Source organism: Cryomorpha ignava (assembly GCF_010686655.1).
GTDB lineage: Bacteria > Bacteroidota > Bacteroidia > Flavobacteriales_D > Cryomorphaceae > Cryomorpha > Cryomorpha ignava.
Window position 1 is genome coordinate 12,394 of record NZ_JAAGVY010000001.1, and the last position, 25,368, is coordinate 37,761.

Consider the following 25,368-nt stretch of genomic DNA (forward strand, 5'->3'; position numbering starts at 1 on the left):
GATCTATTATCTAATAATCTCCAATTAAATGCTATGATGCAAACTTTCTTCCAGGTAAGGTGATTTTTGAGGTTCCAAGGGTGCTTTTGCCAATGAGGAAAATACACGATTGATAAACAAGCCCATAAATCCAAGTAAGAAGCCTACTTCTAACCATCCAAATGCCATTTTCTCCATTACTCCGGGAACAATAAGCATAAAGGTATCCATATAGTGTCCAATAAAAATAATCGTACCCATAGCAATCAAGAACCCGGGGTTGCGCTTCGCATCTCTTGACATCAACACAACCATTGGGAGTGCAAAATTAACAATAAACATCCCAAAAAATGGCACTTTGTACTCATTTATTCGAACAATAAAATAGGTGACCTCTTCAGGAATATTAGAATACCAAATAAGCATGAATTGCGAAAACCACAAATAAGACCATAAGAAGCTAAGTGCGAACACCCATTTTCCCATATCTTGAAGATGGCTTGAATTTACCTCTTTTAAATAACCTTTAGAAATCAAATAAAGCGTGAGAATTGTAATAATATTCATTGCCGATACCCACATACCCGAGAATACGTACCACCCGTAAAGTGTACTAAACCAGTGCGTGTCTATAGACATTAACCAATCCCACGAAAGTGTAGAAGAAAATACGGCAAAAATTACCAGATATACGGCGGCTCGCTTGTATCCTTTCATGTGTATTTCTGTACCTCCTACTTCATCTTCTTTCAGCGATCGCTTTCTAAACCAGTTTCCAAACAAAATAAAAGTAGCGAGATAAATCAGGGTACGAATCCAGAAAAATGGCTTATTCAAATACATGGTTTTATTTGCTATCAGCTCATCATAACTCGGATTAGCCATTACATCCGCACCTGCTTTTTCAGCTGCTTCTAGCGAATAAAAATAATCTGGATGGGCAGAACCTTCGCTTGCCGCAGTAACATATTGCATTGTAGTAGCTTCATCCATCCAGTGGTAAATGTGATTCCAGTGAAAGGTAGAGCCAATAAAAACAATAATCATTACAACTGAGGCGTAAGGAATAAATGAGAAAACAGCCTCCATTACCCGTCTAAGCATTACAGCCCAGGCTGTTTCTGTGGCAAAATGCAAGGCGTAGAAAAAGAGTGCTCCCAAGGCAATTCCCAGAAAGTAAAATCCATTTATCATCATATTAGACCACCAGCGTGCATGATGGTTTTCTCCATACACGAAGAATCCCGCTATGATGGCTATTGCACCCACAATCATGAGGATGTACGATACTAATTTTGCTCTACTTGAGAAAACGAAATTCATTTCCTGATCTTTAAATTCGATTATCAATTCGGCATTTCGGCCGTTCCAGTTGTATCAGCTTCAGATCCGTTTTGCTCAGTTACCTGAGCGTCGGGATTTTGAAGCGTCTTTACGAATGCAATAACTTTCCACCTGTCAGACTTAGATATTTGTGAAGCGTGAGACCCCATCAAACCTTTACCGTAAGTAATAGTGTGAAACATTTTTCCTTCGGACAAGTCTTTAAGTGTACCATCGTAAGCAGGAGGTGCGGGATGCCCCCCTTTTATTACAACTGCACCATCGCCTTTTCCTTTGGCACCGTGGCATTGCACACAGAAATTGGCATAAACCTCGGTACCTTCTAGAATAATTTTCTGTGATTGTGGATAAGGCGATTTCAATACCTCGCCTGCTAGCTCATAGCCTTCAGGTGTGTTTGGAATTGAATAAGGCATATCGTTCATTGCATATTCCGACATTGGAACGGTACCTTCAACAGGCTGCCGTGCTGACATGGTCAAATTCAATTCAGGACGTATCGTGTCTCTTATTTCTCCATAATCCACATAAGCCTCAATGGCCGGACTACGGTACATATCAGGCATATACTCATACCCGGGACTTTGCTCATCTCTAACACAGCTGCTTAGCAAAAGTAGGCCAAACGCCGTCGTAAAAAGTGCTTTTATATGTATTGACTTCGTTAAATTCATTTCTTAGCCAATTGTTTTTCGTTAATTTCAATTGCTCCCAGTTCCTTAAATAGTACGCCCATTGTTTCGGTCGATGCACCGGGATTCTCTTGGTCGGTAATTTCAATTACAAATTTATCATCTGTAGTGCGTGGATCAGGATTCACCGCAGGCATCCCCGGAAGGGTACCATTTCTAATCAAGTAGGTAATAACCATTCCATGCGCTGCAAGTAGTACTGTAAACTCAAATGAAATTGGAATAAACGCAGGTAAATTTTGAATAAGGCTAAAACTTGGTTTCCCACCAATATTCATAGGCCAGTCGTAAATCATGAAGTACCACATTCCCAATAAGGCCAGTGACAGCCCTAAAGCTCCGAACATGAATGAAACGATAGCAAGACGTGTGCGCTTTATACCAATTATAGGGTCAATACCATGAATTGGAAAGGGTGAATAAACATCCTTAATCTGAATACCGTCAGCTACCAGGCGCTTTGCAGCTCCGACAAGCTTCAAGTCATCGTCAAACATTACATGAATGACTCTGTTCGTATGTGTCATTTCAGCCATTAATGATTTTCTTTTTTATTTTCTTCACCTGAAACTCTTAAGATCGACTTCAATTCATTTAATGCAAGCACGGGGAAGAATCTTGCAAATAATAAGAATAAAAAGAAGAATATTCCAATTGTACCTATAAACACACCTATGTCGACCCATGTAGGATGAAACATAGACCAGCTTGATGGAACGTAATCTCTGTGAAGAGAAGTAACAATAATTACAAAACGCTCAAACCACATTCCGATATTTACCACGATAGATAAGATAAAAGTGAGAATGAAGTTGGTACGAATTTTCTTGAACCAAAACAGCTGTGGAGTAACCACGTTGCAAGTCATCATGATCCAATATGCCCAAAAATAAGGCCCACTAAATCTATTAATAAAGGCATAAGACTCATATTCTACACCTGAATACCATGATATAAAGAGCTCGGTGAGATATGCAACCCCAACTATAGAACCTGTAACGATAATTACAATGTTCATATACTCTACGTGCTTTCGGGTAATGTAATTTTCCAATTTCATAACCTTGCGCATTACGAGCAGGAGGGTAAGAACCATCGCAAATCCTGAGAATACCGCACCCGATACAAAGTAGGGGGGAAATATGGTGGTGTGCCAACCCGGAATAACAGATGTAGCAAAGTCCATAGATACTATAGAGTGCACGGAGAAAACCAGTGGTGTCGCAAGACCGGCCAATACCAGTGAAACCTCTTCAAAGCGGCTCCATTGTTTTGCTTTACCCGACCATCCAAAACTAAGCATTCCATATATTTTCTTTGTAAGCGGTTTGGTCATTCTATCTCTTATTGTAGCAAAATCGGGAATAAGTCCAATGTACCAGAATACTAACGAGACACTAAAATATGTGCTAATCGCGAAAACGTCCCAAAGTAAAGGTGAGTTAAAGTTTACCCATAATGATCCAAACTGATTTGGTAACGGGAAAACGAAATAAGCCAGCCAGATACGACCCATGTGGATACCCGGAAATACGGCAGCCATCATTACGGCAAAAATGGTCATTGCTTCCGCCGACCGGTTAATAGCCATACGCCATTTTTGGCGAAAAAGCAGCAATACTGCAGAGATGAGGGTACCTGCGTGGCCAATACCTACCCACCATACAAAGTTGGTGATATCCCAGGCCCAGCCTACTGTTTTATTAAGCCCCCATACGCCAATACCTGTGGATATTAGATACAGGATACAGCCTATTCCCCATAGTGAAATGAGTCCGGCGATTGTAATAAGCACGTACCAACCGGTAGGTGCCTTATTTTCTATTGGGCCTATTACGTCCGAAGTAATATCATGGTAAGATTTATTACCAAGTATCAACGGTGTTCTTATGGCAGCTTCTTTGTGCATCTATGCTAAGTTTCAGAAGTTACTTTTATGTATTTCGCACTTTTACTTTATAACTCACATTAGGCTTAACACCTATCTCTGCAAGTGCGTGATAAGTGCGATTATCGCCCTCATCACCGGAAATTTCACTCTTAGTATCATTCAAGTCGCCAAAAGAGATTGCATTTGTAGGACATGCTTCCGCACAAGCGGTTACAATTGTTCCGTCTTGTACTGGCTCACCTTTCATTTTGGCATCAAGCTTACCACTTTGTATTCTTTGAACACACATACTGCATTTTTCCATTACACCGCGAGAGCGCACAGTTACATCAGGATTGAGCACCATACGTGCAGTAGCATCCTGTGCAGGATTAACATCAGCGAATTTATCGTAAGCTTTATAATTAAACCAGTTAAAACGACGTACTTTAAACGGACAGTTGTTGGCGCAGTAACGTGTACCGATACAACGGTTGTAGGTCATTTGATTTAAACCTTCGTTGCTATGGGTAGTTGCAGCAACGGGACAAACCGTTTCGCAAGGCGCATGGTTACAGTGCTGACACATCATAGGCATGAAAACCGTTGTCGGATTCTCATACTCGGGAACTTCCATCTCGCGATAGGTATCAATTATACCTTCGTCTAATTCTGCTCCCTTCTCTACTGTCATGTCAGAGGAGTAGTATCTATCAATGCGCATCCAGTGCATATCGCGCGCTCTGCGTATCTCATCTTTACCTACTACCGGAACGTTATTTTCAGAGTGACAAGCAGTAACGCATGCACTACAGCCAATACAAGTTGAAAGGTCAATACTCATTCCCCAGCGGTGGCCTACCCCTTTTACAGGGTGAGCTTCCCAAATATCTACATCATCTACATCTTTTAAAGTGGCAATACCCTCTTCGCGTACTACTAATTTATGTGCGGGATTGTAGACTTCTTTTGGAGAAGATTTAAATGTCGAAAAAGTCGTTTCGCGAACGATAGAATCACGACCCATTAAAGTATGATGTGTCTGCGTACTCGCCATTGGGTAAACCATACCTGCGGCTTCAATATTTGCACCGGTAAGTTTGTATGACATAACTCCATTGGCAACAGCCACGAATGGATAAAGATTTTTTCCGATTACAACCTTAAGGTCGTTTTCATTTTTCTCGTATCCTCCTGAAGGCTTGGTGCGGTATGCGGCACGTCCAATTTCTTCCTGACCGGCTCCGCGTCCATAACCTAGGGCTATAGAAACAGTTCCTTTCTTTTGACCGGGCTGTGCTACAACGGGTAGCGTTTCGCTCATTCCATTAACGGTAATTTTAGCGAGCGATGCCGGAAGTTGTTCTCCAATATGCATATTGAAACCAAATGCTTCTACATCGACCGGATTCATTGCGATGTAATTATCCCAGGTAATTTTCGAAATTGGGTCAGGCAATTCCTGAAGCCATGGATTGGTCGCATGGCTACCATTTCCTATTCCAACTTTGGTGTATAATACCACTTCAAATGTGTCGCTGCCGCCGGCACTAACACCGTTAATTTTGCCCGAAGCAGATGATAATACATCAGAAGATACCTGCATGGACCAATCGGCCGATGGTACCTTTACACTTACTGACCCATTGCGCACGGCATTGAACCAGAAGTCATCGAACAAAATAGATGCGTCGCCAATAGAAGCAGAATAATCTTGCCAAACCGAACGAATATAATCGTGATAAGAAGTAGTATTTCCTGCCCAAGTTAAGAGGCTCTCTTGAAACTGGCGTGTATTGTAAAGTCTTGAAATTGTAGGCTGTGCAAGTGCAGAATGTCCTGTTTTGGGATAGAAGTCATTCCATGACTCCAAATAGTGATTATCCGGACAAATATACTTACAATGAACTGCTGTTTCGTCTGCCAATCGGGCAAAAGAAAGCGTAACACCTACCTTACTCATTCCCGAAATAAACGCTGCGCTATTGGGCAGTGAATAAGCGGGATTAATATCTCCATGAATTAACAATGCACCAACGCTTCCGGAATTCATATCCGCAACGAGTTGCATTACTTCTTCATCATTTCCTTGATTGATAAATGTTTCTACATCAGTAGAAATAGTTGATCCATAATTGCCAAGAGTAGTATTAATAGCATTTGCCACTACTTGTACATTCGGGTCATTGCTTCCGCAGATAAAAAGAGACTTTCCGCGGTTTGCGTAAAGATCTTTAGCCGCATTAGCTATACCTGCTTCCGGCAAACCATCTGTACTTCCAGACATGGATGAGCTGCCGGCAAGTTTTGCAACCTGATTGTAAATAGCGAGTACAACCGCACCTTCTTGCGAAGGCATAATCGGAACGCGCACATCGGCATTTGAACCCGTAAGTGAAAGGCGCGATTCAAATTGATAGTGCTTATTCATCCACTCTCCTTGCGGATTACGGTTTTTAGCATATTGAGGAACATACTGATTGTGAAGCAACCAGTTGTCCATAAAGTCAGCGTCAACGCTAACAATTGTCTTTGCCTTAGAGAAGTCGTAATCGGGTATAGACGATTTGCCAAAGCTCATTTCATTGGCTTTGCGAATACCGTACCGCGACACTGGGTCGTAGGTTACAACTTTTACTTTTTCTTCACCAAAGGCAGTTTTAAATTCTTTAATTGCTTTTTGGGTAGAAGGGCTAATGATTGACCCTGTTAATAGAACAATGCTTTTACCACTTTCGGAAACACCTCTTAATTCAGACTTCAATGCTGAATCCATTTCAGGCCAGGTGGCATCATCGCCAACCATTTTGGGGCCTTTGAGTCTTTTCCCATCGTACAAACTCAATACCGACGAGTTAACGCGCGCAGTAAGCGCTCCCTGATTGATTCCGTGCTTATTATTTCCTTTCAGAAAAATAGGGCGTCCCTCACGGGTTTTCACCACTATGCTAGCGAAATCAAATCCATCAAAGAAAGTGGACGCGTAATACGTAGGTATTCCGGCAGTAATCTGCTCGGGCTTATTCAAATAAGGAACAGAGTGTATTACAGGCGTTTCACACGCCGCTACAGTAGCCGCGGTAACGCTAAAGCCCAAAAATTTCAGGAAATCCCTGCGATTTGTAGACGTTTTAGACAAGTCGGTTTCCGTGATGAACTCATCAACAGATTGCGCTCCCGGAGCAAATTCGTTTTGGCTTGCTTTCTGAAATTCTTCAGTTTGATGAAGATCTTCAATTCCAACCCAGTATTTTTTATTTTCAGCCATACTATTCGTGCAGCGTTGTTTTTAATAATGACATTTAGAACATTCCCATCCACCCAGATCTTTCACTGAAATGGTTCCATCTTCCAAATACTTTTTGAGCTCTTCTTTTCCGTGATCAACAAGGCGCTCATGTACCTCGTCGTAATAACCATTACCGTCCATTCTAACAGCAGTATTATTGTGGCAATCTATACACCAGCCCATAGTGAGCGGTGCAAATTGGCCTGCAACTGTATAATCTTGCTGAATTTGGCCATGGCATTCCTGACATTCAATTTCACCTACCACATAATGCTGTGCGTGGTTGAAGTATGCCAGGTCTGGAAGGTTGTGAACCTTAACCCATTTAATTGGCTTTTCTTCGCCGGTATAGCTTCTTGACTCCAGATCCCAACCTATTGCGTCGTAAATCTTTGCGATTTCGGCAGTACCTTCAGCAGATTGGCCTTCATTAATACCGGTATGACAATTCATACAAACATTTGCAGAAGGAATACCGGCATGCTTGCTTTTCAAGGCACTTGAGTGACAATATACACAGGCAATTTCATTTGTTCCGGCGTGGAGGGTGTGGTTAAATTTGATAGGCTGCTCGGGAGTATAACCCTGATAAACACCTATTCCCATAAGGGCATCATAACCAAGCACCGTAAAATAAACCAAGACAAGAATACTGATAATGGCAACAAAAGTCTTGTTTTTCCACATCCATGCTTTAAAACGTTCTCCGCTTGAAAGTGCCGGCGCTACTTCTTCACCTTCCGAATCTAATATTGCAGAATTTAATCTTGTAAGCGACGAGCGCACGCCCACCAGCGAGAATATTAAAACTAGAAGAATAAACGCAACAATAATCAACCAAACAGCAGAAATACCTGTATCTGCTGCGGCTCCCGGAGCCTGCGCGGCTCCGTCTGCTGTTCCTGTAGCAGGAACAGCAGCAACAGCAGGTTGCCAATCTGCGACATACTTTAGAATGGCGTCAATCTCTTCATTGTTTACCAATTGCGCAGCCATAAGACCACCCTTGGGCATCCATTCAGCGAGCATCTTATCTACATAAGGATCGCCCATATCTTTAACCTTGGCCGGGTTTTTGATCCACTCGTACAGAAGTTCTTCTTTACCCGCCCAACGTTCCTGCACGCCTTTAAGAGCAGGCCCAACAAGATCTTTATCTACTTTATGGCACGCAGAACAATTCTGCTTAAAAAGTTTTTCACCGTCTTGCGCGTGTACACCAGAGAAGGCGGCCACCCCAAAAACTAAAACTGCAACCCATAATAATTTAAGAACCGTAGAATGTTCTTTAGAAATATGCTTCATATCTAACCGTGTGTTCAGATAAATGGCTTTTTGAAATTTGACACAAAACTATAATAAACATCAGTTGGTTTTGCCCTATTGTCATAAAATTGTCACAGTTCCAAATAATTTATAATCAATCTAAATAAAGGTCATCCCCTTGTTGTCGCCATTTCTGGTAATAATTTTGGTTCTTTCTATCAGATTAACACATCACTATGACCAATAGAAGTATATAAATTGCATTAAATTTGCACCACAAAAAGCAAAGCAAGCTATGGCCAAAAAATTTTCAATAATCACATTTATATTCTTTTTCGGTGTTTCCCTTCATTCCTTTGCTCAGGAAAACGAAGATTGGCGGCTTTATAAGCCAGGGAAAACTACAAATCGTCAAGATTCGCTTCGCACTATACGCGAAAATTTGAATATTCAACCCGAATTGGGGAGCATTAAAATGATCGAAGACAGCAGAATCACGCAATTAAACGAGCGCAAAAAAGAGTATCCGACAAAGATGGACGGATATCGTGTTCAGATTTATTTCGGCGATCGCAGTGCTGCTCAAGAAAAGCGTGGAGCATTTGTGAGAAGCAATCCTGAATTAGGTGCATATCTTTCATACCTGGCACCAAATTTCAGGCTTCGCGTAGGTGATTTTCGCTCCAGGCTGGAGGCAGAAAAGCTTAAAAAAGAAATAGCCCGGAATTTTCCGGGCTGTTATATTGTTAAAGACAAAATTGAGCTTCCACCACTAGAAGTTGCTAAAACAGAAGATTCTGAAAACCCTGCTGAAAATTAATCAGCCAGGGTTTGTTTTACCTCTATTTCTTCAAAGGCTTCAATAATATCACCAACTTTTATATCGTTGAATTTCTCTACATTTAATCCACATTCGTAGCCTTTCGTTACTTCCTTCACGTCGTCTTTAAAGCGTTTTAAGGTTCCCAGCTCTCCTGTGTAGGCTACTATTCCATCGCGGATAACTCGGATTTTAGCGTTTCTGGTTATCTTACCATCTGTTACAATACAGCCGGCAATAGTTCCCACCTTAGATATTTTGAAGGTTTCGCGAATCTCTGCATTACCCATAATTTTCTCTTCAATTTTAGCAGAAAGCATACCTTCCATGGCGTCTTTCACATCTTCAATTGCTGCATAGATTATTGAGTAAATCTTGATCTGGATTTCTTCTTTCTCGGCCAGTCTTCGCGCTCCACCTGAAGGCCTCACTTGGAAACCGACAATAATGGCATCTGAAGCTGTGGCTAGAAGTACATCACTTTCAGTAATTTGACCTACTGCTTTGTGAATTACATTTACCGCAATTTTTTCTGTAGATAACTTCTGAAGCGAATCTGCAAGTGCTTCTACCGATCCATCCACATCTCCTTTAAGGATTATATTGAGCTCCTTAAAGTCACCAATGGCAATACGTCTTCCAATCTCGTCAAGTGTAATGTGTTTTTGAGTACGTACACCTTGCTCGCGTTGCAGTTGCTCTCTTCTGGTAGCTATACCTCGAGCTTCGCGCTCATCTTTAAGCACATTAAACCTATCGCCGGCACTTGGTGCTCCATTTAAACCGAGCATTGAAACCGGAATTGACGGTCCCGCCGATTTTACAGCTACTCCTCGCTCGTTATACATTGCCTTTACCCTTCCTGTGTAATGACCTGCAAGTACGATATCGCCTACATTTAGGGTACCACCTTCAACTATGATAGTAGTTACATATCCACGTCCTTTATCAAGTGTAGATTCTATAACCGTACCAATGGCGTTTTTATCGGGATTTGCTTTTAATTCAAGTACTTCTGCTTCGAGCAATACTTTCTCGAGAAGCTCTTCAATATTAAGTCCTTTTTTGGCAGAAATTTCCTGACTTTGGAATTTTCCACCCCAGTCTTCAACCAGAATATTCATCTGAGCGAGTTGCTCTTTAATTCTTTCGGGTTTGGCGCCTTCCTTATCAATTTTGTTTATGGCAAAAATCATTGGGATTCCGGCAGCCTGTGCATGATTGATAGCCTCTTTAGTTTGAGGCATTACATCATCATCGGCAGCGACCACAATAATAGCTAAGTCAGTAACTTGGGCACCACGAGCACGCATGGCGGTAAAGGCCTCGTGACCGGGAGTATCTAAGAAAGTGATTCTTTTACCGTTTTCCAGCTCTACACTGTAAGCGCCTATGTGCTGGGTTATTCCACCAGCTTCGCCACCTATTACATTCTCTTTACGGATATAATCCAAGAGTGATGTTTTACCGTGGTCAACGTGACCCATTACGGTAACAATAGGCGCGCGATCTTGCAAATCTTCGGGCTTATCTTCTTCAACAGCGATTGCTTCCTGACCTTCGGCAGAGGTAAATTCTACCTCATATCCAAATTCTTCGGCAACTATAGTAAGCGTTTCACCATCGAGACGCTGATTGATAGAAGCCATAATACCGAGGCTCATACATGCCGAAATAATTTCGGGAATGCTAACGTCCATAAGGCTTGCAAGGTCGCTTACCGTTACAAATTCAGTAAGTCTAAGAGTTTTCGATTCTTCTTGTTGCTGTAGTGCTCTTTCTTCTGCTCTGGTTCTGTGCTCATCGCGCTTCAACCTTCTGTTTTTTACTCCTCTAGACTTGCTACCTCCGCTAAGTTTCGCAAGTGTTTCTCTCAACTCGCGATCTATATCTTCCTTGCTAACTTCCTGACGAGGACCGCCACCTTTAACTGGCTTTCTTCCTTTTTGCGGAGCTGCTGGTTTTCGTGGACCACCACCCTGCGTTCTGTCAGGTGGTGCAGCACCTGTTCTCTTTGGATCTACTTTAGGAGCAATGCGCTTGCGCTTGCGGCGACTTTGCTGTGTTTCAGTACCGGGGTCGGTACTCATTACAGGTTTCTTCTTTTTCTTCGGCCTTTCAGGAAGATCAATCTTTCCAACTACCGTAGGGCCAGCGAGTCTACCAACATTCGTACGAATGGTATTGTCGTCAACAGGCTTCGCTTCTTCCTTTTCTTTAGCAGGAGCTTCTTTCGGCTCGTCTTTTGCTTTTTCGTCTTTTGGCTTAGCTTCTATTTCCTTCTCTTCTTTTGCCTTATCATCTTTCTCTTCAGCTTTCGCCACTTCAGATTTGGCCTTCTCTGCCTCTTCTTTCGATTTCGCTTCTTTGGCTTCTGCCTCTTTCTTAGAAGCTTCTTTCTTCGAAGCTTCTTCTTTAGCTTTTGTCTCTTCCTGCTCTTTTGCTTTCGCCTCTTCTTCTTTCTTCTTCTCTTCCGCTAAAGCATTTTTCTTTTTATCCAGATCTATTTTACCCACTACAGATATTCCGGGACCTCTTGTTACACTTGGCCTAATGATATCATCATCATCTTGCGTGCCTTGTACATTCTTAATAAAAATCTCTTCTGGCTCTTCCTTAGCAGGCTTTTCTACTTGAGGCTCATTTCTATCCAGGCTCACAGTTTCACGCTTGCCCGACGATACACCCGCCAATTTTGATTTTTCTTTTAGCGTTTTGCTATCCTGAAATTCATTTTTCAGAATTTCATAAGCAGCTCCGTCTATCTTCGTATTCGGGTTGGTGTCTATATCGTGACCACTAGACGCGAGAAATTCAACAATTGTGGCTATTCCCACATTGAATTCCTTAGCGGCTTTACTTAATCTTACTGTTTGTGACTTTGCTGGCATATATATATTGCTCCGTTTCTACGAGATGATAAAATAAATGAAATACTTTGTTTAATCAAGCTCTTCGCGAAGGATTTTTATAATTTCTGCTATTGTTTCTTCTTCCAGGTCGGTTCTGGACACCAAATCTTCTTTGGTTAATTCCAATACACTTCTGGCGCTATCCAAACCTACAGCCTTTAATTCATCGATGATCCAACCATCAATTTCATCTGCAAACTCATCCAAATCTACATCCTCGTCGTCTTCTTCCGTTTCGCGATATACATCCAGATCGTAACCTGTAAGCTTGCTTGCCAATTTAATATTAAATCCACCCTTACCAATAGCGAGAGAAACCTGATCTGGCTTAAGGAATACCTCGGCCTTCATTTCTTCTTCGTTAATCTTTATATTGGTAATCTTCGCAGGGCTTAATGCTCTTTGTATTAATAACTGAATATTGGACGTATAGTTTATTACGTCAATATTTTCGTTTTTCAATTCGCGTACAATGCTGTGAATACGAGATCCTTTCATACCGACACAGGCACCTACCGGATCAATTCTATCATCGTAAGACTCTACGGCCACTTTGGCTCGTTCGCCCGGTACCCGAACTATTTTTTTAATGGTAATAAGTCCATCAAAAACTTCAGGTACTTCCATTTCAAACATACGCTCCAAAAATTCGGTCGCTGTGCGCGAAAGAATAACTATTGGGTTATTGTTGCGCATCTCAACTTTAGAAACTACTGCTCTTACAGCATCGCCTTTCTTAAAGTAATCTGATGGAATTTGTTCTGATTTTGGAAGAATTAATTCATTTCCTTCATCATCAAGAAGCAAGATCTCGCGTTTCCATACCTGGTAAACTTCTCCTGTAATAATCTCTCCTACCCGCTCGCTGTATTTTTTGTACAAGCTATCTTTCTCCAGCTCTATAACCTTCGAAACCAAGTTTTGACGCATCGAAAGAATGCTTCTGCGACCAAAATGCTCTAATTTAATTGCCTCTGTTGCCTCTTCTCCAATTTCAAAATCGGGCTCAATTTTTATTGCTTCCGAAAGTGCAATCTGGCTGTTATCATCTTCCACTTCACCATCTGGCACAATTTCGCGATTACGCCATATCTCAAGGTCACCTTCATCAGGATTGATAATGATGTCAAAATTTTCATCAGTACCGTGTTTTTTAATCAGCATATTCCGGAATACATCTTCCAAAATACGCATCATAGTTTCCCTATCGATGCTTTTAAACTCCTTAAACTCCGCAAATGATTCGAACAAATTTGTATTGCTCATGACTTCCTATTTGAATAAAATTTTAATTTTTGCCTGCTTTATTTCGGGGTAAGAAAGTACATGGTTTATTTCAACCAGTTCTTTTTTCTTTTTGCCCTCTATCTTTTCTTTCTTACTTTCTTTCACTTCAACTTTTTCCTGATCTGCACTCATCAACTCACCCTCAAACTCCTCGCCGGTTACAAGCCTAATTTCGAGGTGTCTGCCAACATTTTTTATGTACTGGCGGTAATCTCTAAGCGGTTTACCAAGTCCGGGCGAGCTTACCTGAAGCGAAAAATCTTCTTCTTCTCTATCAAGGTTATGCTCAATTTGTCGGCTAATATCAACACAATCTAAAATAGAGATAGGACCCATGCTTTCAAGCTCAACGCTAATCGCATTACCAGATTTGATTTCTACACTTAAAAGGTAGTAATCAGTATCTTCTATTTTCTCGGCAACCAGCGCCCTTATTGTATCTTCAGTTATCAAATCAAGATGGAATAAAAAGAGGGGCAGCTGCCCCTCTCTCTTTTTTGTCCTTTAATTGGCGCAAAGATAAGCATTATTTTGAGATAGCAATATGCTTATTTTCAAATTAATGCCCCATGGTATTATCCTTAATAACACGCACTTTACTCCCATCCTTATATTCTATTTCTTTAATGACATTTCCGGCAGGCGAATATTCTATAAATCGTCCATCGCGCCGGCTGTTTGTATACATTTCTTTGTACTGCACTTGTCCACCCCGGCGGTGATAAGTTAGCGACTCACCATTTAGCTTTCCGTCAGTATAAGTAGCTTCGCGCATTTTGCCGCCTTCCGGGAAAAAATAAATCCACCTTCCGCCGGGCTTGCCTTCTACGTAGCTTCCCTCTTGCTCCGGAATCCCATTTTCGCTGTACTTGCTATAAGGGCCGTTTAAGGATCCATCTTTATACCATGCATTTTCCTGCATGGTGCCATCGGGATACCAATATTTCCAGTTGCCATTCTTGCGATCGTCTTGCCAGGTTCCGGTATAGTTCGGTTGCCCGTTTGGAAACCATCCTTTCCAGCTTCCTTCTATTTTCCCTTTTACAAAACTGCCTTCATCTTTGGGTTTTCCGTTTTCGAACCACGATTTCCAAAGACCCTCTTCGAGCCCATTTACATACTCGCCTTCCTGAAGTTTCGTTCCATTTTCAAACCAGGTAGTCCAGGTACCCGTTTTCATATCAGAATTAAAATTTCCCACTCGCCATTTGCTTCCATCGGGGTAGTAATACGTCCACTCTCCCATTCGCTTTCCGTCATTCCATTTACCAACTGTTTGCAACGTGCCATCGATATACCAGTATTTCCACTCTCCATTCCGCTTCCCATTGGCAAAATCGCCTTTCATTTCTACGTGTCCGCTGTCGCGAAAAAATGTCCATTCATTGGTTTCCCTACCGTTTTCAAAAATTCCTTCTACCGCAAGGTTGCCGCTATTGAAGTATTCTTTGTATGGTCCGCTAAGCGAATCTCTATCAAAAGTGGTCGTTTTATACTTTCCACCCGTTTGTAGAAAATAAGTCCAAACCGAGTCTTTTTTCCCATTTTCATAATATCCTTCGGTTCGTTTTGTGCCATCGGCATACCAGGTTTCAGATTTTCCTGTCATTAGTCCACCTGTGTAAGATTCACGCGTTTTCAATTCGCCGGTATCGTAATAATCTACTAAATTTCCAGCTCCGTCTTCAACGAGTTGCTTTCCGCTTTTATCCCAGAAGTTCATTAACAGAACAGAATCTCTACCCACATAGTTTTCTTCCATTTTTAGTATAGAATCGGGATACCAGTATTTCCAAAGTCCGGTTTTATAGCCTTGATCATATTGACCTTTTTCTTTGATATTTCCCGGAAGGTAATACGCGGCAAAACTGCTGTCTTGCTTGTCCCAGTCAAAAAAGCCTTTCTCTTTTAGCTTGCCATTAAAAAAGTAGGTAATTACTTCACCATTCAGCCTTCCGGCCGCATACGTTGATTTTTCTTTAAGTACACCGTCTGAATAATAGTACTTCCATTCGCCGTTTTCTAAACCGTTGGTATACGTTCCTTCCGAACGTTTTATCGTATTTGCCTCGTCCCAATAATCAGCATAAGGTTGATCTTGTGCATACAATGCAATTTGCGCAAATAGAAGCACGAACGGTAAAAATGTTGACTTTATGAAATTCATGAAAACACAATCCATTTAAAAACTTTAAAGTTCGCTTCTTAACGAGTAGTACCTCGCTGAGATTGCTTTAAGTGCTAACAAATTTTTGTGTGAAAGGGTTGATTGGTTCTTGGTGATTGGTTTTTGGTTTTTGGTGATGCTTGCTATTTGAAAATTATTAAATGACCTCCCAATTATTAAAAAGCCTTTGTCAACTATATCAGTTTACATTTGTTAGAGTCTAACCAAACAAAAATGAAGAAAGTTTTAATAAGCGGCGGCAGCGGCCTTGTAGGTTCGGCATTGAGCAAAAAGCTCATTGAGCGGGGCTATACGGTAAATATTCTATCGCGATCTCCCGGAGAGAAAGATGGCATTAAGGCATTTGAATGGGATATTGAAAAAGCCGAAATAGACATGCACGCATACAAGGGTGTAACTGCGATAATTCACCTCGCCGGCGCCGGGATAGCCGATAAACGCTGGACCGATAAACGAAAAGAGATTATAATTGACAGCAGAGTAGAGTCTGCCAGACTCTTGTACCTCGGTGCTGTAAAAGCGGGAATAAAGCTAAGCGCATTTGTTTCTGCCAGCGGAATAAACTATTATGGCAGTAAAACTACCGATCATATTTTTGTGGAAACAGATCCACCTTCGTCTGAATTTATAGGTGATTGTTGTGTGCAATGGGAAGCAGCGGCTGATGAGTTTAAGGACTTAACCAGAGTAGTAAAACTCCGAACAGGCGTAGTACTATCCAAAAAAGGTGGTGCGCTTGATCGCATGGCTCAACCGGTAAAGTTGGGTGTTGGCGCACCTCTTGGAACCGGAAAACAGTATATACCTTATATCCATATTGATGATTTATGCGAAATGTACATTTACGCGATTGAAAACGAACATGTAGAAGGAGCCTACAACGCCTGCAATGGCGATTATGTAAATAACGTTGAACTTACTGAGGCGCTGGCTCGCGAACTGAATAAACCCCTTTGGATGCCACACGTTCCGGAATTTGCGCTAAAATTACTTTTTGGCGAAATGGCTCAAATTATTCTTTACGGAAGTCGCGCCAGTGCCGATAAAATAAAATCTACCGGGTTTGAATTCAATTTTCAAAATATGAATCAAACGCTTTTTGATATTTATGAGTGAAGAAAAGATCTGCCCCGCTGAAATAGCGGGGTAATCTCCTGTGTGGATTTGGCAATTTGGTAAAGCTGAATTGATTAGTGTATTGAAAAGCCTTACACTCCTCCCTCCAGTTACAAAATTTTACGGCCACAACTATTTTAGCGTTGCCCAATATTTTGGATGGTACCTAAAATGTTTCTCTTAGCCACTCCTCTTAAAGCTTATAGCTTCTTGCCTATTGCTCATTGCCTGTTGCACATTGCCTATTAAAGCTTACTTCCTCCTACCCTGCAGCATTTCAAGAAATTCCAGAAAACCTTCTTTCTGTGAATCGTTCAATGATGTATTGTCTATTTCGGCTTTAGCCAATTGAAAATAGCGCAGCGACTCGTCTTTAGTAATTTCATCAATTTTCAACTCTCTGAACAATTTCAACACCCTACTTACCTTTTTGTCACCATCGGAGATAGTGTTTTGAAAATAGATGCTTTCAAGCTCTGCCTGTACATCGGCGGAAGCCAACTCAAGTGCCTTGATAATCAGATAGGTCTTTTTATTTGAAAGGATATCGCCACCAACCTGCTTGCCAAAATCTTGAGGATTGCCAAAGGCATCGAGATAATCGTCTTGTATTTGAAAGGCGATTCCACAGAGCTTTCCAAAATTGTAAATATGCTTGCAATCATCCTCGGATGCATTTCCCAAAAGGGCGCCCATTTTTAAGCTACAACCGAGCAAAACTGCGGTCTTAAGACGAATCATTTCTATGTATTCGCTCACTGAAACATTCGTACGGCTTTCAAAATCCATATCGAGTTGCTGTCCTTCACAAACTTGCAGCGATGTAGTGTTAAACAAATCGAGAATAGCCTTTAAATGGTCGTGGCCGCAAAGGCTTAGCTGCTTGTACGCTTCAATAAGCATAGCATCGCCTGACAGAATGGCTGCATTGCTGTCCCATTTTTCATGTACTGTAGCTTTGCCACGGCGTAAGGGTGCCTTGTCCATAATATCATCATGAACAAGTGAGAAATTATGGAAAATCTCTACTGCGAGCGCTGTGCGAATGAGCTGCCCCTCTGCTGCGCCAAATGCCTTGCCCGAAAGTAGAACCAATGCAGGCCTAATACGCTTACCACCAAGCGCTAAAATATAGCGGATAGGTTGGTGGAGGGAATTATCAGGAAGAGAACCGGCATAATTTAATAGTGCCGCCTCAAATTTATTTTGAAGTGCATCGAGATGTTGTGTCATTTTAGCAAATTCAATAAGTATTGTCCATAACCGCTTTTTACAAGGGGTTGGGCAATTTCGTTGAGCTGATCGGCATTGATAAAACCCATTTGATAGGCTATTTCTTCAATACAGCCAATTTTGAGACCTTGCCGATCTTCAATAACCTCTACAAACTGGCCGGCTTGCATGAGTGACGAAAAAGTGCCGGTATCAAGCCATGCAGTTCCTCTGTCGAGAATAGCAACTTTGAGCTTTCCGGCTTTTAAATACTCCTTGTTTACATCGGTAATCTCATATTCACCGCGTGTGCTTGGCTTGAGCGATTTTGCAATTTGTACAACGTCATTGTCATAGAAATAGAGACCTGGAACAGCAAAATTTGATTTGGGCTTCGTGGGTTTTTCTTCTATTGAAAGTGCATTCATTTTATTGTCAAATTCTACAACTCCATATCGCTCTGGATCAGACACGTGGTAAGCGTAGACAATTCCTCCCTCGGGATTTGTGTTTTGCTGAAGGAGTTTTTCAAGACCCATTCCATAAAAGATATTATCGCCAAGAATGAGCGCTACTTTATTATTGCCGATAAATTTTTCGCCAATTACAAAAGCCTGGGCGAGGCCATTTGGAACTTCCTGCACGGCGTAAGTAAATTCACATCCCAATCTTTTCCCATCGCCTAGCAATTTTTTAAACTGTGGCATATCGTGAGGTGTAGAAATAATCAGAATCTCGTTTATTCCCGCGCTCATAAGGGTAGAAAGCGGGTAGTAAATCATTGGCTTGTCGTAAACCGGCATCAATTGCTTGCTAACAGCTATGGTAAGCGGATAAAGCCTTGTTCCAGAGCCGCCGGCGAGAATAATTCCTTTCATAACGATTGGTTTCTATTCAATTTTTTTCTCTCCTATTATTTCGAGATCATCCAGCTCAATGTCTTCCTCTTCATTGGTTATTTCAAGGAAGGGCTCTTCAAATGATTTGGTAATAACTCTGTGTTGCAAAGTCATAAGCAAACTAGGTAGCACGATAAGATTGCACAACATGGCTATCATGAGCGTAACCGAAACCAAAATCCCCAAGGCTATTGTACCTCCGAAATCACTGGCAGCAAAAATTCCAAATCCGAAAAATAGTATGATGGAAGTATAAATCATGCTCCTTCCTGTTTCATTAATGGCAGCCATAATGCATTCCTTAATATTCCAGGGACGCTGCTTTAGCTCAAGCCGATACCGCGATAAGAAATGTATGGTATCATCTATGGAAATACCAAAAGCAATACTGAAAACCAAAATGGTAGAAGGCTTAATGGCGATACCAAAATATCCCATAATTGCGGCAGTGCAAAGAAGCGGGATAAGATTTGGCCCCATCGAAACCAATATCATTCGAACTGATCCAAACAACAGAGCCATCAGAGAAGCGATCAAAATTATAGCAAAGGCCAGGCTAGTAAAGAGGTTTTTAATCAAATAATTTGTTCCTTTCAAAAATACAATACTCGTACCGGTAAGCGTGGTGGTATAATCTTTAGGAGGGAAGATGGAATCGATTTTTGGCGCCAAATGAGTCATTAAGCTGTCGAGCTCCTCGGTGCCGATATCAGCAATTTGGGCAGTAATGCGCGTATATTGCTTTGTACTGTCCAGAAATAGTTTTGAAATATCGCCAGAGCCTTCTTGGTTTCCCTGAATATAGGGGCCGATAAAAGACTTTTCGTAATTATTTAATAGCGCATATTTTTGCTCTGAACCATTGTAGTAAGCCTGTTTGGCAAATTTTACTGCATCTACAATTGAGAGTGACTTAGATATTTCGGAATACTGCGATAACTCAGTCTGTAATTTCTCAATCTTCTTTAGTGTTTTATCGCTCGTTACGTCGCCTTTTCCTTTTGTGCCAATCAATATATCAAGAGGCATAACGCCGTTGAAATTCTTTTCAAAGAACTTTAAATCGACAATTATCTGGTCATCATCCGGAAGGTCATCCACAATATTTCCGGTTGCCGAAACCTTCGATATTCCATAAGCGGCAATAAGTAGGACAACCACCACGGTACCATACACCTTCTTGCGGTGATTCTGTACAATATTTACCAGTGTAGCAAGAGCCTTATCAAGCGATTTTCTATCTAAGTGTCTGGTATGTCGATCAATGGGCGGTGGTAAAAAGCTGAGGATACTCGGAATTATTATCAGCGAAAGCAGAAAGACGAAGAGGATATTTATTGAAGCAATTACCCCAAATTCCTTGAGAATAGCGCTATGCGTGAAAATAAAAGTAGCAAAACCAATTGCCGTTGTGGTATTTGCAATAAAGGTAGCGCTACCAATTCTTTGAATAACGCGGGCCAAGGATTTTACCTGATTTCCGTGATTTTTAAACTCCTGATGGTACCTGTTGAAAATAAAGACACAGTTGGGAATACCAATTACAATTATGAGCGGTGGAATGAGACCCATAAGCACCGATAGCTTATAGCCAAGTAAGGAAATGCTGCCCAGCGACCATATTACACCAACAATTACCACGAGCAGGCTTACGAGAACTACCCGCATTGATTTGAAGAAAACAAAGAGGAGAATAGCCATAACCAGCGCTGCCAAACCGACAAACATGGCGAGTTCCTTCTTGATCATGGCCGTTTGCACTGTTCGGATATACGGCAAACCCGAATGGGCAATTTTCATATGATCTTCAGAAAACTTCTTGGTAAGCTCTAGAATGTTTTCAAGCGCCACAACCCGATCGCTGCTATTGAACACATCGCGATTTACAAAAAGCATCATCAAACTGGCATGTGTGCTATCGTTGTAGAGCATGCCGCGATAAAAGGGCAATGAGCGCATTACTCTTCTAATGCTGTCAACCTCTGCCTGGGTTTCCGGTTTGTGTTGAACGATTTTCTCTACGTTGAAGCGCTTTTCTTCCGTATTTTTTATGACCCGATAAGCATGGGCTTCAGAGAAAATAGAATCAACACCGTGAACTTTCTTTAAATCATTTCCAAGCTCGTACCAGGCTGCAAAATTGTCAAGATCATACAATTCTTCACCCTTAACTCCCAAAATGAGCACATTCCCATCTTCAGCAAATAATCTGGTAAAGTTTTCATACTGTATTTGGGTGCTGTCGGTTTTTGGCAAAATCCCTCCAAATTTGTAGGTCATTTCCACATATTGCGCCTGATAACCCATAAAAGCCGTAATCAGACCAAGTGCGACCAATAAAACAACTTTATTCCTTAGAATAAATCTCGCGGCAAATTCCCACATAGTTTTCTTTCAAGATAAGGGGCGTAAAGAAACAAAAATTTACTTTAGAGTAATCCTCAAAACCGTGGGATTGTTTAGAATGCCATTAAATATCTTGATTGCAACTAAGAAAGCGATCTCACGCAGCAAGCAAGTAATTCATACCTTTGTAGTTGATGGAAAAGTTGGATCTACTTCGGGACAAATGGCAATTGCTAAAGGCTATGAATCCTGTCCGAATTAGAAATGCGTCAAAACTCTGGTTGAGTTATCACCGCTCACGAATTACTAAGAAAAATCATCATTCGGGAATGCCGATGGCCATTTCTATTGAGCCTACAACTGCTTGCAATCTGGGATGTCCGGAATGCCCCAGCGGTTTAAAACAATTTACCCGGCCCACAGGCAATTTGCAAATGGAAGTCTTTGAAAAGCTCTTAGACCAGCTCTCAAAACGTTTGATTTATATTACATTTTACTTCCAGGGCGAGCCATTTATCAATCCGCGCCTCTCGGAAATGATTAAGAAGGCAGCCAACAAAAATATTTATACGGCCACATCCACAAATGCCCATTTCTTAACAAGCAAAAAAGCCAAAGAAGTAGTTGAATCTGGCTTAAGCCGATTGATTATAAGCATTGACGGCACCACTCAGGAAGTTTATGAAGCCTACCGCAAACAAGGATCTTTAGAAAAAGTGCTCGAAGGCACAAGGAACATACTGCACTGGAAGAAGGAATTAAAAAGTTCTACTCCGCATGTCATTTTTCAGTATTTGGTGGTAAAGCCCAATGAGCATCAATTAGATGAAGTTGTGGAGTTGGGAAATAGCCTGGGAGTAAACGAAGTTAAATTTAAAACGGCGCAGGTTTACGATTACATGCATGGAAATCCGCTGATTCCCGACAATCCGAAATATTCAAGGTATAAATTGCAATCGGATGGCACGTACGTGATTAAAAACAAACTGGTAAATCAGTGCTGGCGTATGTGGCATAGCTGCGTGGTTACTTTTAACGGCTCTGTGGTTCCATGCTGTTTTGATAAAGATGCCAGTCATAAATTAGGCGAAATAAGTGTGGTGCCCTTTCGGGAAATATGGAATGGGAAGCAATACAACAATTTTAGGCAAAGCATATTGAAATCGCGCAGCGAGATTGATATTTGTAAGAACTGTAGTGAGGGTACTAAGGTTTGGGGGTAGGTGGTTTTTGGTTTTTAGTTTTTGGCTTTCGGTGAGTTTGAGTTAAAGTGGGTTTCTTATTAAATGTTGAGTCAATTAAGCAGAAGGTGGGTTTGAGAGTCGGTTTTATAACTTCATTACCTTGCATACGCACTCCCAAAGATGGTCAATGAGATAGCGGCTAATATTCGTGACAACGTTTTTTAGCATCAAATTCTCAAGGAATACACCTTCAAAGAATGAGGATTATGGGAAACGAAAAAAAATTATGTACTTCTAAGTATTAAAATTCCCATATATGGAACTATTTTACCTTATATGGAATATCTTCACTATATTTGCCTAAAAGCTATTTAGAATTCATAATGCATGTTATTTCGTTTAAAAAATTGCGGGAATATTTTGGAACAGAACCGAAATCAAGAGCGGCACTTGTTGAATGGCATGCAAAAACGAAAAAAGCAGAATGGAAGAATTTTGCGGATATGCGGAAAACTTTCAACTCTGTGGATTATGTAGGAAACGACAGGTTTGTGTTTAATATAAAAGGAAATAATTAAAGGATTGTAGCCATAGTCATTTTTGAAATCAAGAAAGTCTATATCCGCTGGATTGGCAATCATACTGATTACGACAGGCTAAAAGAAATAAATGAAATATAAAAAATGAAAAACATATCAGATAAGGCATACCTTAAAGCGAATGATCGCCTAGAGGAATTACTTAAGCAAGTGAGTAATGACACTCCTTATGATTCTCCGCTATTGTTAGAACTTTCAGATGTAAGCGATGTCATCGAACAATACGAGGAGATTCATTACCCAATTGAACTTCCTACACTAAATGAAATGATAGAGTTGCGCATGTTCGAAATGAACTTAAAACGAAAGGATCTCGCCGAGCTTTTGAATACAAGTGCTTCCCGAGTAAGCGAATACCTGAACGGAAAAAGGGAAATCACGCTAAAAGTGGCGAAAGACCTGCACAAAAAATTGAATATTGATGCAGAGATTATTTTGCAGTGATCTGGAAACTACCCTTCTATAAAGCCCTTCAAAATTGCTCTCCCTTCAGGCGTAAGCACACTCTCGGGATGAAACTGAATTCCGTAAAATGGCTTTGTACTATGCTCCATCGACATGACTTCGCCATGTTTATCGCGTGAAGTAATTATCCAGCAAGTCGGCAGCTTTTCTTCATTGACCACCCAGGAGTGATAGCGTCCAATAAAAGGATCGACACTACAATTCTGATAAAGAATAGAATCCGGATGAGAAATATGTATTTGTTCAGAAACGCCATGATGAACGGTTTCCAGATTTTTAAGCTCCGCTCCTTCGGCAACAGCCATAGCTTGAAGTCCTAAACAAACACCAAGAATACGTTTCTCCAAACGCATCGATTCTCGCATTATATTGAGCAAGTTAGTCGATTCGTCTGGCAAGCCGGGGCCGGGAGAGAATACAATAGTGTGAAAGGCTGCTAAATCCTGCCTATCAATTTCATCAACTCGTTTTACTTCAACATCCTCATTGAGAATTGCTTCAATTATGTGAAGAAGATTGAAAGTAAAAGAATCGTAATTATCTACGATCAGGGTTTTAGAGGATAACATCAGAAAACCGTTACAACCACTATATCGTCATAATATCCTTTTCCTTTCGCTCTACTTCTATCTCAACTTTTTTGTTGTACGAATCAGTAAGTTCTTGGATTTCAATTTCAGCGCTCTTGGCTATATCTTCACTTAGTCCGTCCTTTTGGAGCTTCTTAATGTCGTCGTTTGCCTCTTTTCGCGCATTTCTAATAGATACTTTCGCATGCTCCGATTCCGCTTTGGCACTTTTAACCAAGTCGCGGCGGCGCTCTTCAGTAAGCGGCGGAACGGTAATCATAATCACTTCGCCATTGTTTTGCGGATTCAGGCCTAAATTGGAATAAGCGATTGCCTTTTCAATGGGCTCAATCATCGCCTTTTCCCAAGGCTGAATGCGAATGGTTTTAGCATCCGGCGTATTTACATTGGCCACTTGGGTAAGCTTTGTCATGGTGCCATAATAATCTACCATTACGCTTGACAGCATTGCCGGACTGGCTTTCCCGGCTCTTATTTTTAACAATTCATTTTCCAAATGGCTTACAGCATTTGCCATTGATTCTTCGGCAGCGCCGATAACAAGTTCTAAATCTTCCTGCATTGTATTGAGCAATTAAAAATTAACCAATGTTCCCACCTGCTCGCCGTCAATGACGCGTTTCAGGTTTCCACTGGCGTTAATATTAAAAACTATAATTGGGAGTTTATTTTCGTTGCAAAGCGTAAAAGCGGTAAGGTCCATTACATTTAATCCTTTTTCATAAACCTCATTAAAAGTAATGGTACTGTACTTTGTAGCAGTCTTATCTTTCTCTGGGTCAGCCGTATAAATTCCATCTACTCGGGTACCTTTCAAAATTACATCGGCCTCGATTTCAATGGCGCGCAGTGAAGCTGCAGAGTCTGTTGTAAAATATGGATTTCCGGTACCGGCTCCAAATATAACTATTCGTCCTTTTTCAAGGTGGCGTACCGCTCTTCGGCGAATAAAAGGTTCAGCAATTTGCTCCATCTTTATGGCTGAGAGTAATCTTGTTTTTAAATTGAGGGTTTCCAACGCCGATTGTAGGGCTATTCCGTTAATTACAGTGGCCAGCATTCCCATATAATCACCCTGAGTTCTTTCTATTCCACCTTCGGCGGCCTGCAATCCGCGAAAGATATTTCCACCACCAATCACGATGGCAATCTCTACGCCCATATCGTGAATTGACTGAATTTCGCGTGCGTACTGCATCAAGCGGTTATTATCTATTCCAAATTGCTTGTCGCCCATTAGGGCTTCTCCGCTGAGTTTGAGCAAAATACGTTTATACTTCATGGGTTTGTGCGCTTCTTTTAAACGATGG

Annotated in this window: 20 protein-coding genes and 1 pseudogene; 5 read left to right on the forward strand and 16 right to left on the reverse strand. The window is 41.2% G+C overall.

All coding sequences use genetic code 11. The features are described from left to right. Positions 1-24: 24 nt before the first annotated feature. The 6 genes from G3O08_RS00060 to G3O08_RS00085 are packed head-to-tail and all read right to left on the reverse strand — an operon-like array spanning position 25 to position 8,479. Positions 25-1,329, reverse strand: coding sequence for a quinol:cytochrome C oxidoreductase (locus G3O08_RS00060; protein WP_239540799.1), 1,305 nt, complete (start codon positions 1,327-1,329; stop codon positions 25-27). Further along, complete coding sequence (locus tag G3O08_RS00065; protein WP_163282623.1) at positions 1,326-1,997, reverse strand: c-type cytochrome; 672 nt, start codon at positions 1,995-1,997, stop codon at positions 1,326-1,328. Before G3O08_RS00065 ends, G3O08_RS00060 begins: the two co-directional genes overlap by 4 nt. Then, entirely contained in the window at positions 1,994-2,551 is a 558-nt protein-coding gene (locus tag G3O08_RS00070; RefSeq protein ID WP_163282624.1) for a DUF3341 domain-containing protein, read from the reverse strand. The genes G3O08_RS00065 and G3O08_RS00070 overlap by 4 nt, the downstream gene beginning before the upstream one ends. Then, positions 2,551-3,924 (reverse strand): NrfD/PsrC family molybdoenzyme membrane anchor subunit, encoded by a 1,374-nt coding sequence (gene nrfD, locus G3O08_RS00075; RefSeq protein ID WP_163282625.1) that lies wholly within the window; start codon positions 3,922-3,924, stop codon positions 2,551-2,553. Before nrfD ends, G3O08_RS00070 begins: the two co-directional genes overlap by 1 nt. A 25-nt stretch (positions 3,925-3,949) precedes the next feature. Beyond that, positions 3,950-7,153, reverse strand: a complete 3,204-nt coding sequence (locus tag G3O08_RS00080) for a TAT-variant-translocated molybdopterin oxidoreductase (protein WP_163282626.1) — start codon at positions 7,151-7,153, stop codon at positions 3,950-3,952. Between the two features lie 21 nt (positions 7,154-7,174). After that, positions 7,175-8,479, reverse strand: coding sequence for a c-type cytochrome (locus tag G3O08_RS00085; RefSeq protein WP_163282627.1), 1,305 nt, complete (start codon positions 8,477-8,479; stop codon positions 7,175-7,177). A 256-nt stretch (positions 8,480-8,735) separates the two neighbouring features. Between G3O08_RS00085 and G3O08_RS00090 the strand changes: the two genes are divergently transcribed. Continuing rightward, positions 8,736-9,260 (forward strand): SPOR domain-containing protein, encoded by a 525-nt coding sequence (locus tag G3O08_RS00090; RefSeq protein WP_163282628.1) that lies wholly within the window; start codon positions 8,736-8,738, stop codon positions 9,258-9,260. Here the strand turns inward: G3O08_RS00090 and infB are convergent. From infB to G3O08_RS00110, 4 genes are all read right to left on the reverse strand, one after another. Beyond that, positions 9,257-12,151 (reverse strand): translation initiation factor IF-2, encoded by a 2,895-nt coding sequence (gene infB / locus G3O08_RS00095; protein WP_163282629.1) that lies wholly within the window; start codon positions 12,149-12,151, stop codon positions 9,257-9,259. The two genes, G3O08_RS00090 and infB, sit on opposite strands and share 4 nt — an antisense overlap. 51 nt (positions 12,152-12,202) lie before the next feature. After that, entirely contained in the window at positions 12,203-13,438 is a 1,236-nt protein-coding gene (gene nusA / locus G3O08_RS00100) for a transcription termination factor NusA (protein WP_163282630.1), read from the reverse strand. A gap of 6 nt (positions 13,439-13,444) precedes the next feature. Next, positions 13,445-13,912, reverse strand: coding sequence for a ribosome assembly cofactor RimP (gene rimP / locus G3O08_RS00105; RefSeq protein WP_163282631.1), 468 nt, complete (start codon positions 13,910-13,912; stop codon positions 13,445-13,447). A 106-nt stretch (positions 13,913-14,018) separates the two neighbouring features. Next, positions 14,019-15,626: a toxin-antitoxin system YwqK family antitoxin gene (locus tag G3O08_RS00110; protein WP_163282632.1), complete on the reverse strand. Its 1,608-nt coding sequence runs from the start codon at positions 15,624-15,626 to the stop codon at positions 14,019-14,021. 234 nt (positions 15,627-15,860) lie between these two features. Here G3O08_RS00110 and G3O08_RS00115 point away from each other — a divergent pair, with 234 nt between their 5' ends. Continuing rightward, positions 15,861-16,763, forward strand: coding sequence for a TIGR01777 family oxidoreductase (locus tag G3O08_RS00115; RefSeq protein WP_163282633.1), 903 nt, complete (start codon positions 15,861-15,863; stop codon positions 16,761-16,763). A gap of 252 nt (positions 16,764-17,015) precedes the next feature. Here the strand turns inward: G3O08_RS00115 and G3O08_RS00120 are convergent, their stop codons facing one another. From G3O08_RS00120 to G3O08_RS00130, 3 genes are read right to left on the reverse strand one after another with little or no spacing between them, the layout of a single operon-like run. Next, positions 17,016-17,996, reverse strand: coding sequence for a polyprenyl synthetase family protein (locus G3O08_RS00120; protein ID WP_163282634.1), 981 nt, complete (start codon positions 17,994-17,996; stop codon positions 17,016-17,018). Beyond that, entirely contained in the window at positions 17,993-18,853 is an 861-nt protein-coding gene (gene rfbA / locus G3O08_RS00125) for a glucose-1-phosphate thymidylyltransferase RfbA (protein WP_163282635.1), read from the reverse strand. The genes G3O08_RS00120 and rfbA overlap by 4 nt, the downstream gene beginning before the upstream one ends. A gap of 12 nt (positions 18,854-18,865) precedes the next feature. Beyond that, the gene (locus tag G3O08_RS00130; protein ID WP_163282636.1) at positions 18,866-21,259 is read right to left on the reverse strand and encodes an efflux RND transporter permease subunit; all 2,394 of its coding nucleotides are present in this window, start codon (positions 21,257-21,259) and stop codon (positions 18,866-18,868) included. A 155-nt stretch (positions 21,260-21,414) separates the two neighbouring features. Here G3O08_RS00130 and G3O08_RS00135 point away from each other — a divergent pair, with 155 nt between their 5' ends. The 3 genes and pseudogenes from G3O08_RS00135 to G3O08_RS00145 all read left to right on the forward strand — a co-directional run bounded on the left by G3O08_RS00135 (position 21,415) and on the right by G3O08_RS00145 (position 23,447). Then, positions 21,415-22,443, forward strand: coding sequence for a radical SAM/SPASM domain-containing protein (locus tag G3O08_RS00135; RefSeq protein WP_163282637.1), 1,029 nt, complete (start codon positions 21,415-21,417; stop codon positions 22,441-22,443). Between the two features lie 344 nt (positions 22,444-22,787). Next, positions 22,788-23,084: pseudogene (locus G3O08_RS21025) on the forward strand (type II toxin-antitoxin system HigB family toxin). A 3-nt stretch (positions 23,085-23,087) separates the two neighbouring features. Beyond that, positions 23,088-23,447, forward strand: a complete 360-nt coding sequence (locus tag G3O08_RS00145; protein WP_163282638.1) for a helix-turn-helix domain-containing protein — start codon at positions 23,088-23,090, stop codon at positions 23,445-23,447. Positions 23,448-23,455: 8 nt separating this feature from the next. Here G3O08_RS00145 and G3O08_RS00150 read toward each other — a convergent pair whose 3' ends face one another. Genes G3O08_RS00150 through pyrH form a run of 3 tightly spaced genes read right to left on the reverse strand, consistent with a single transcriptional unit; the run spans position 23,456 to position 25,340 of the window. After that, positions 23,456-24,037 carry an anthranilate synthase component II gene (locus G3O08_RS00150; RefSeq protein ID WP_163282639.1) on the reverse strand — a complete coding sequence of 194 codons (582 nt, stop codon included), beginning with the start codon at positions 24,035-24,037 and terminating at the stop codon, positions 23,456-23,458. A 19-nt stretch (positions 24,038-24,056) separates the two neighbouring features. After that, positions 24,057-24,620, reverse strand: a complete 564-nt coding sequence (gene frr, locus G3O08_RS00155; RefSeq protein WP_163282640.1) for a ribosome recycling factor — start codon at positions 24,618-24,620, stop codon at positions 24,057-24,059. A 12-nt stretch (positions 24,621-24,632) separates the two neighbouring features. Continuing rightward, positions 24,633-25,340: a UMP kinase gene (pyrH, locus tag G3O08_RS00160; RefSeq protein WP_163282641.1), complete on the reverse strand. Its 708-nt coding sequence runs from the start codon at positions 25,338-25,340 to the stop codon at positions 24,633-24,635. Between the last annotated feature and the right edge of the window lie 28 nt (positions 25,341-25,368).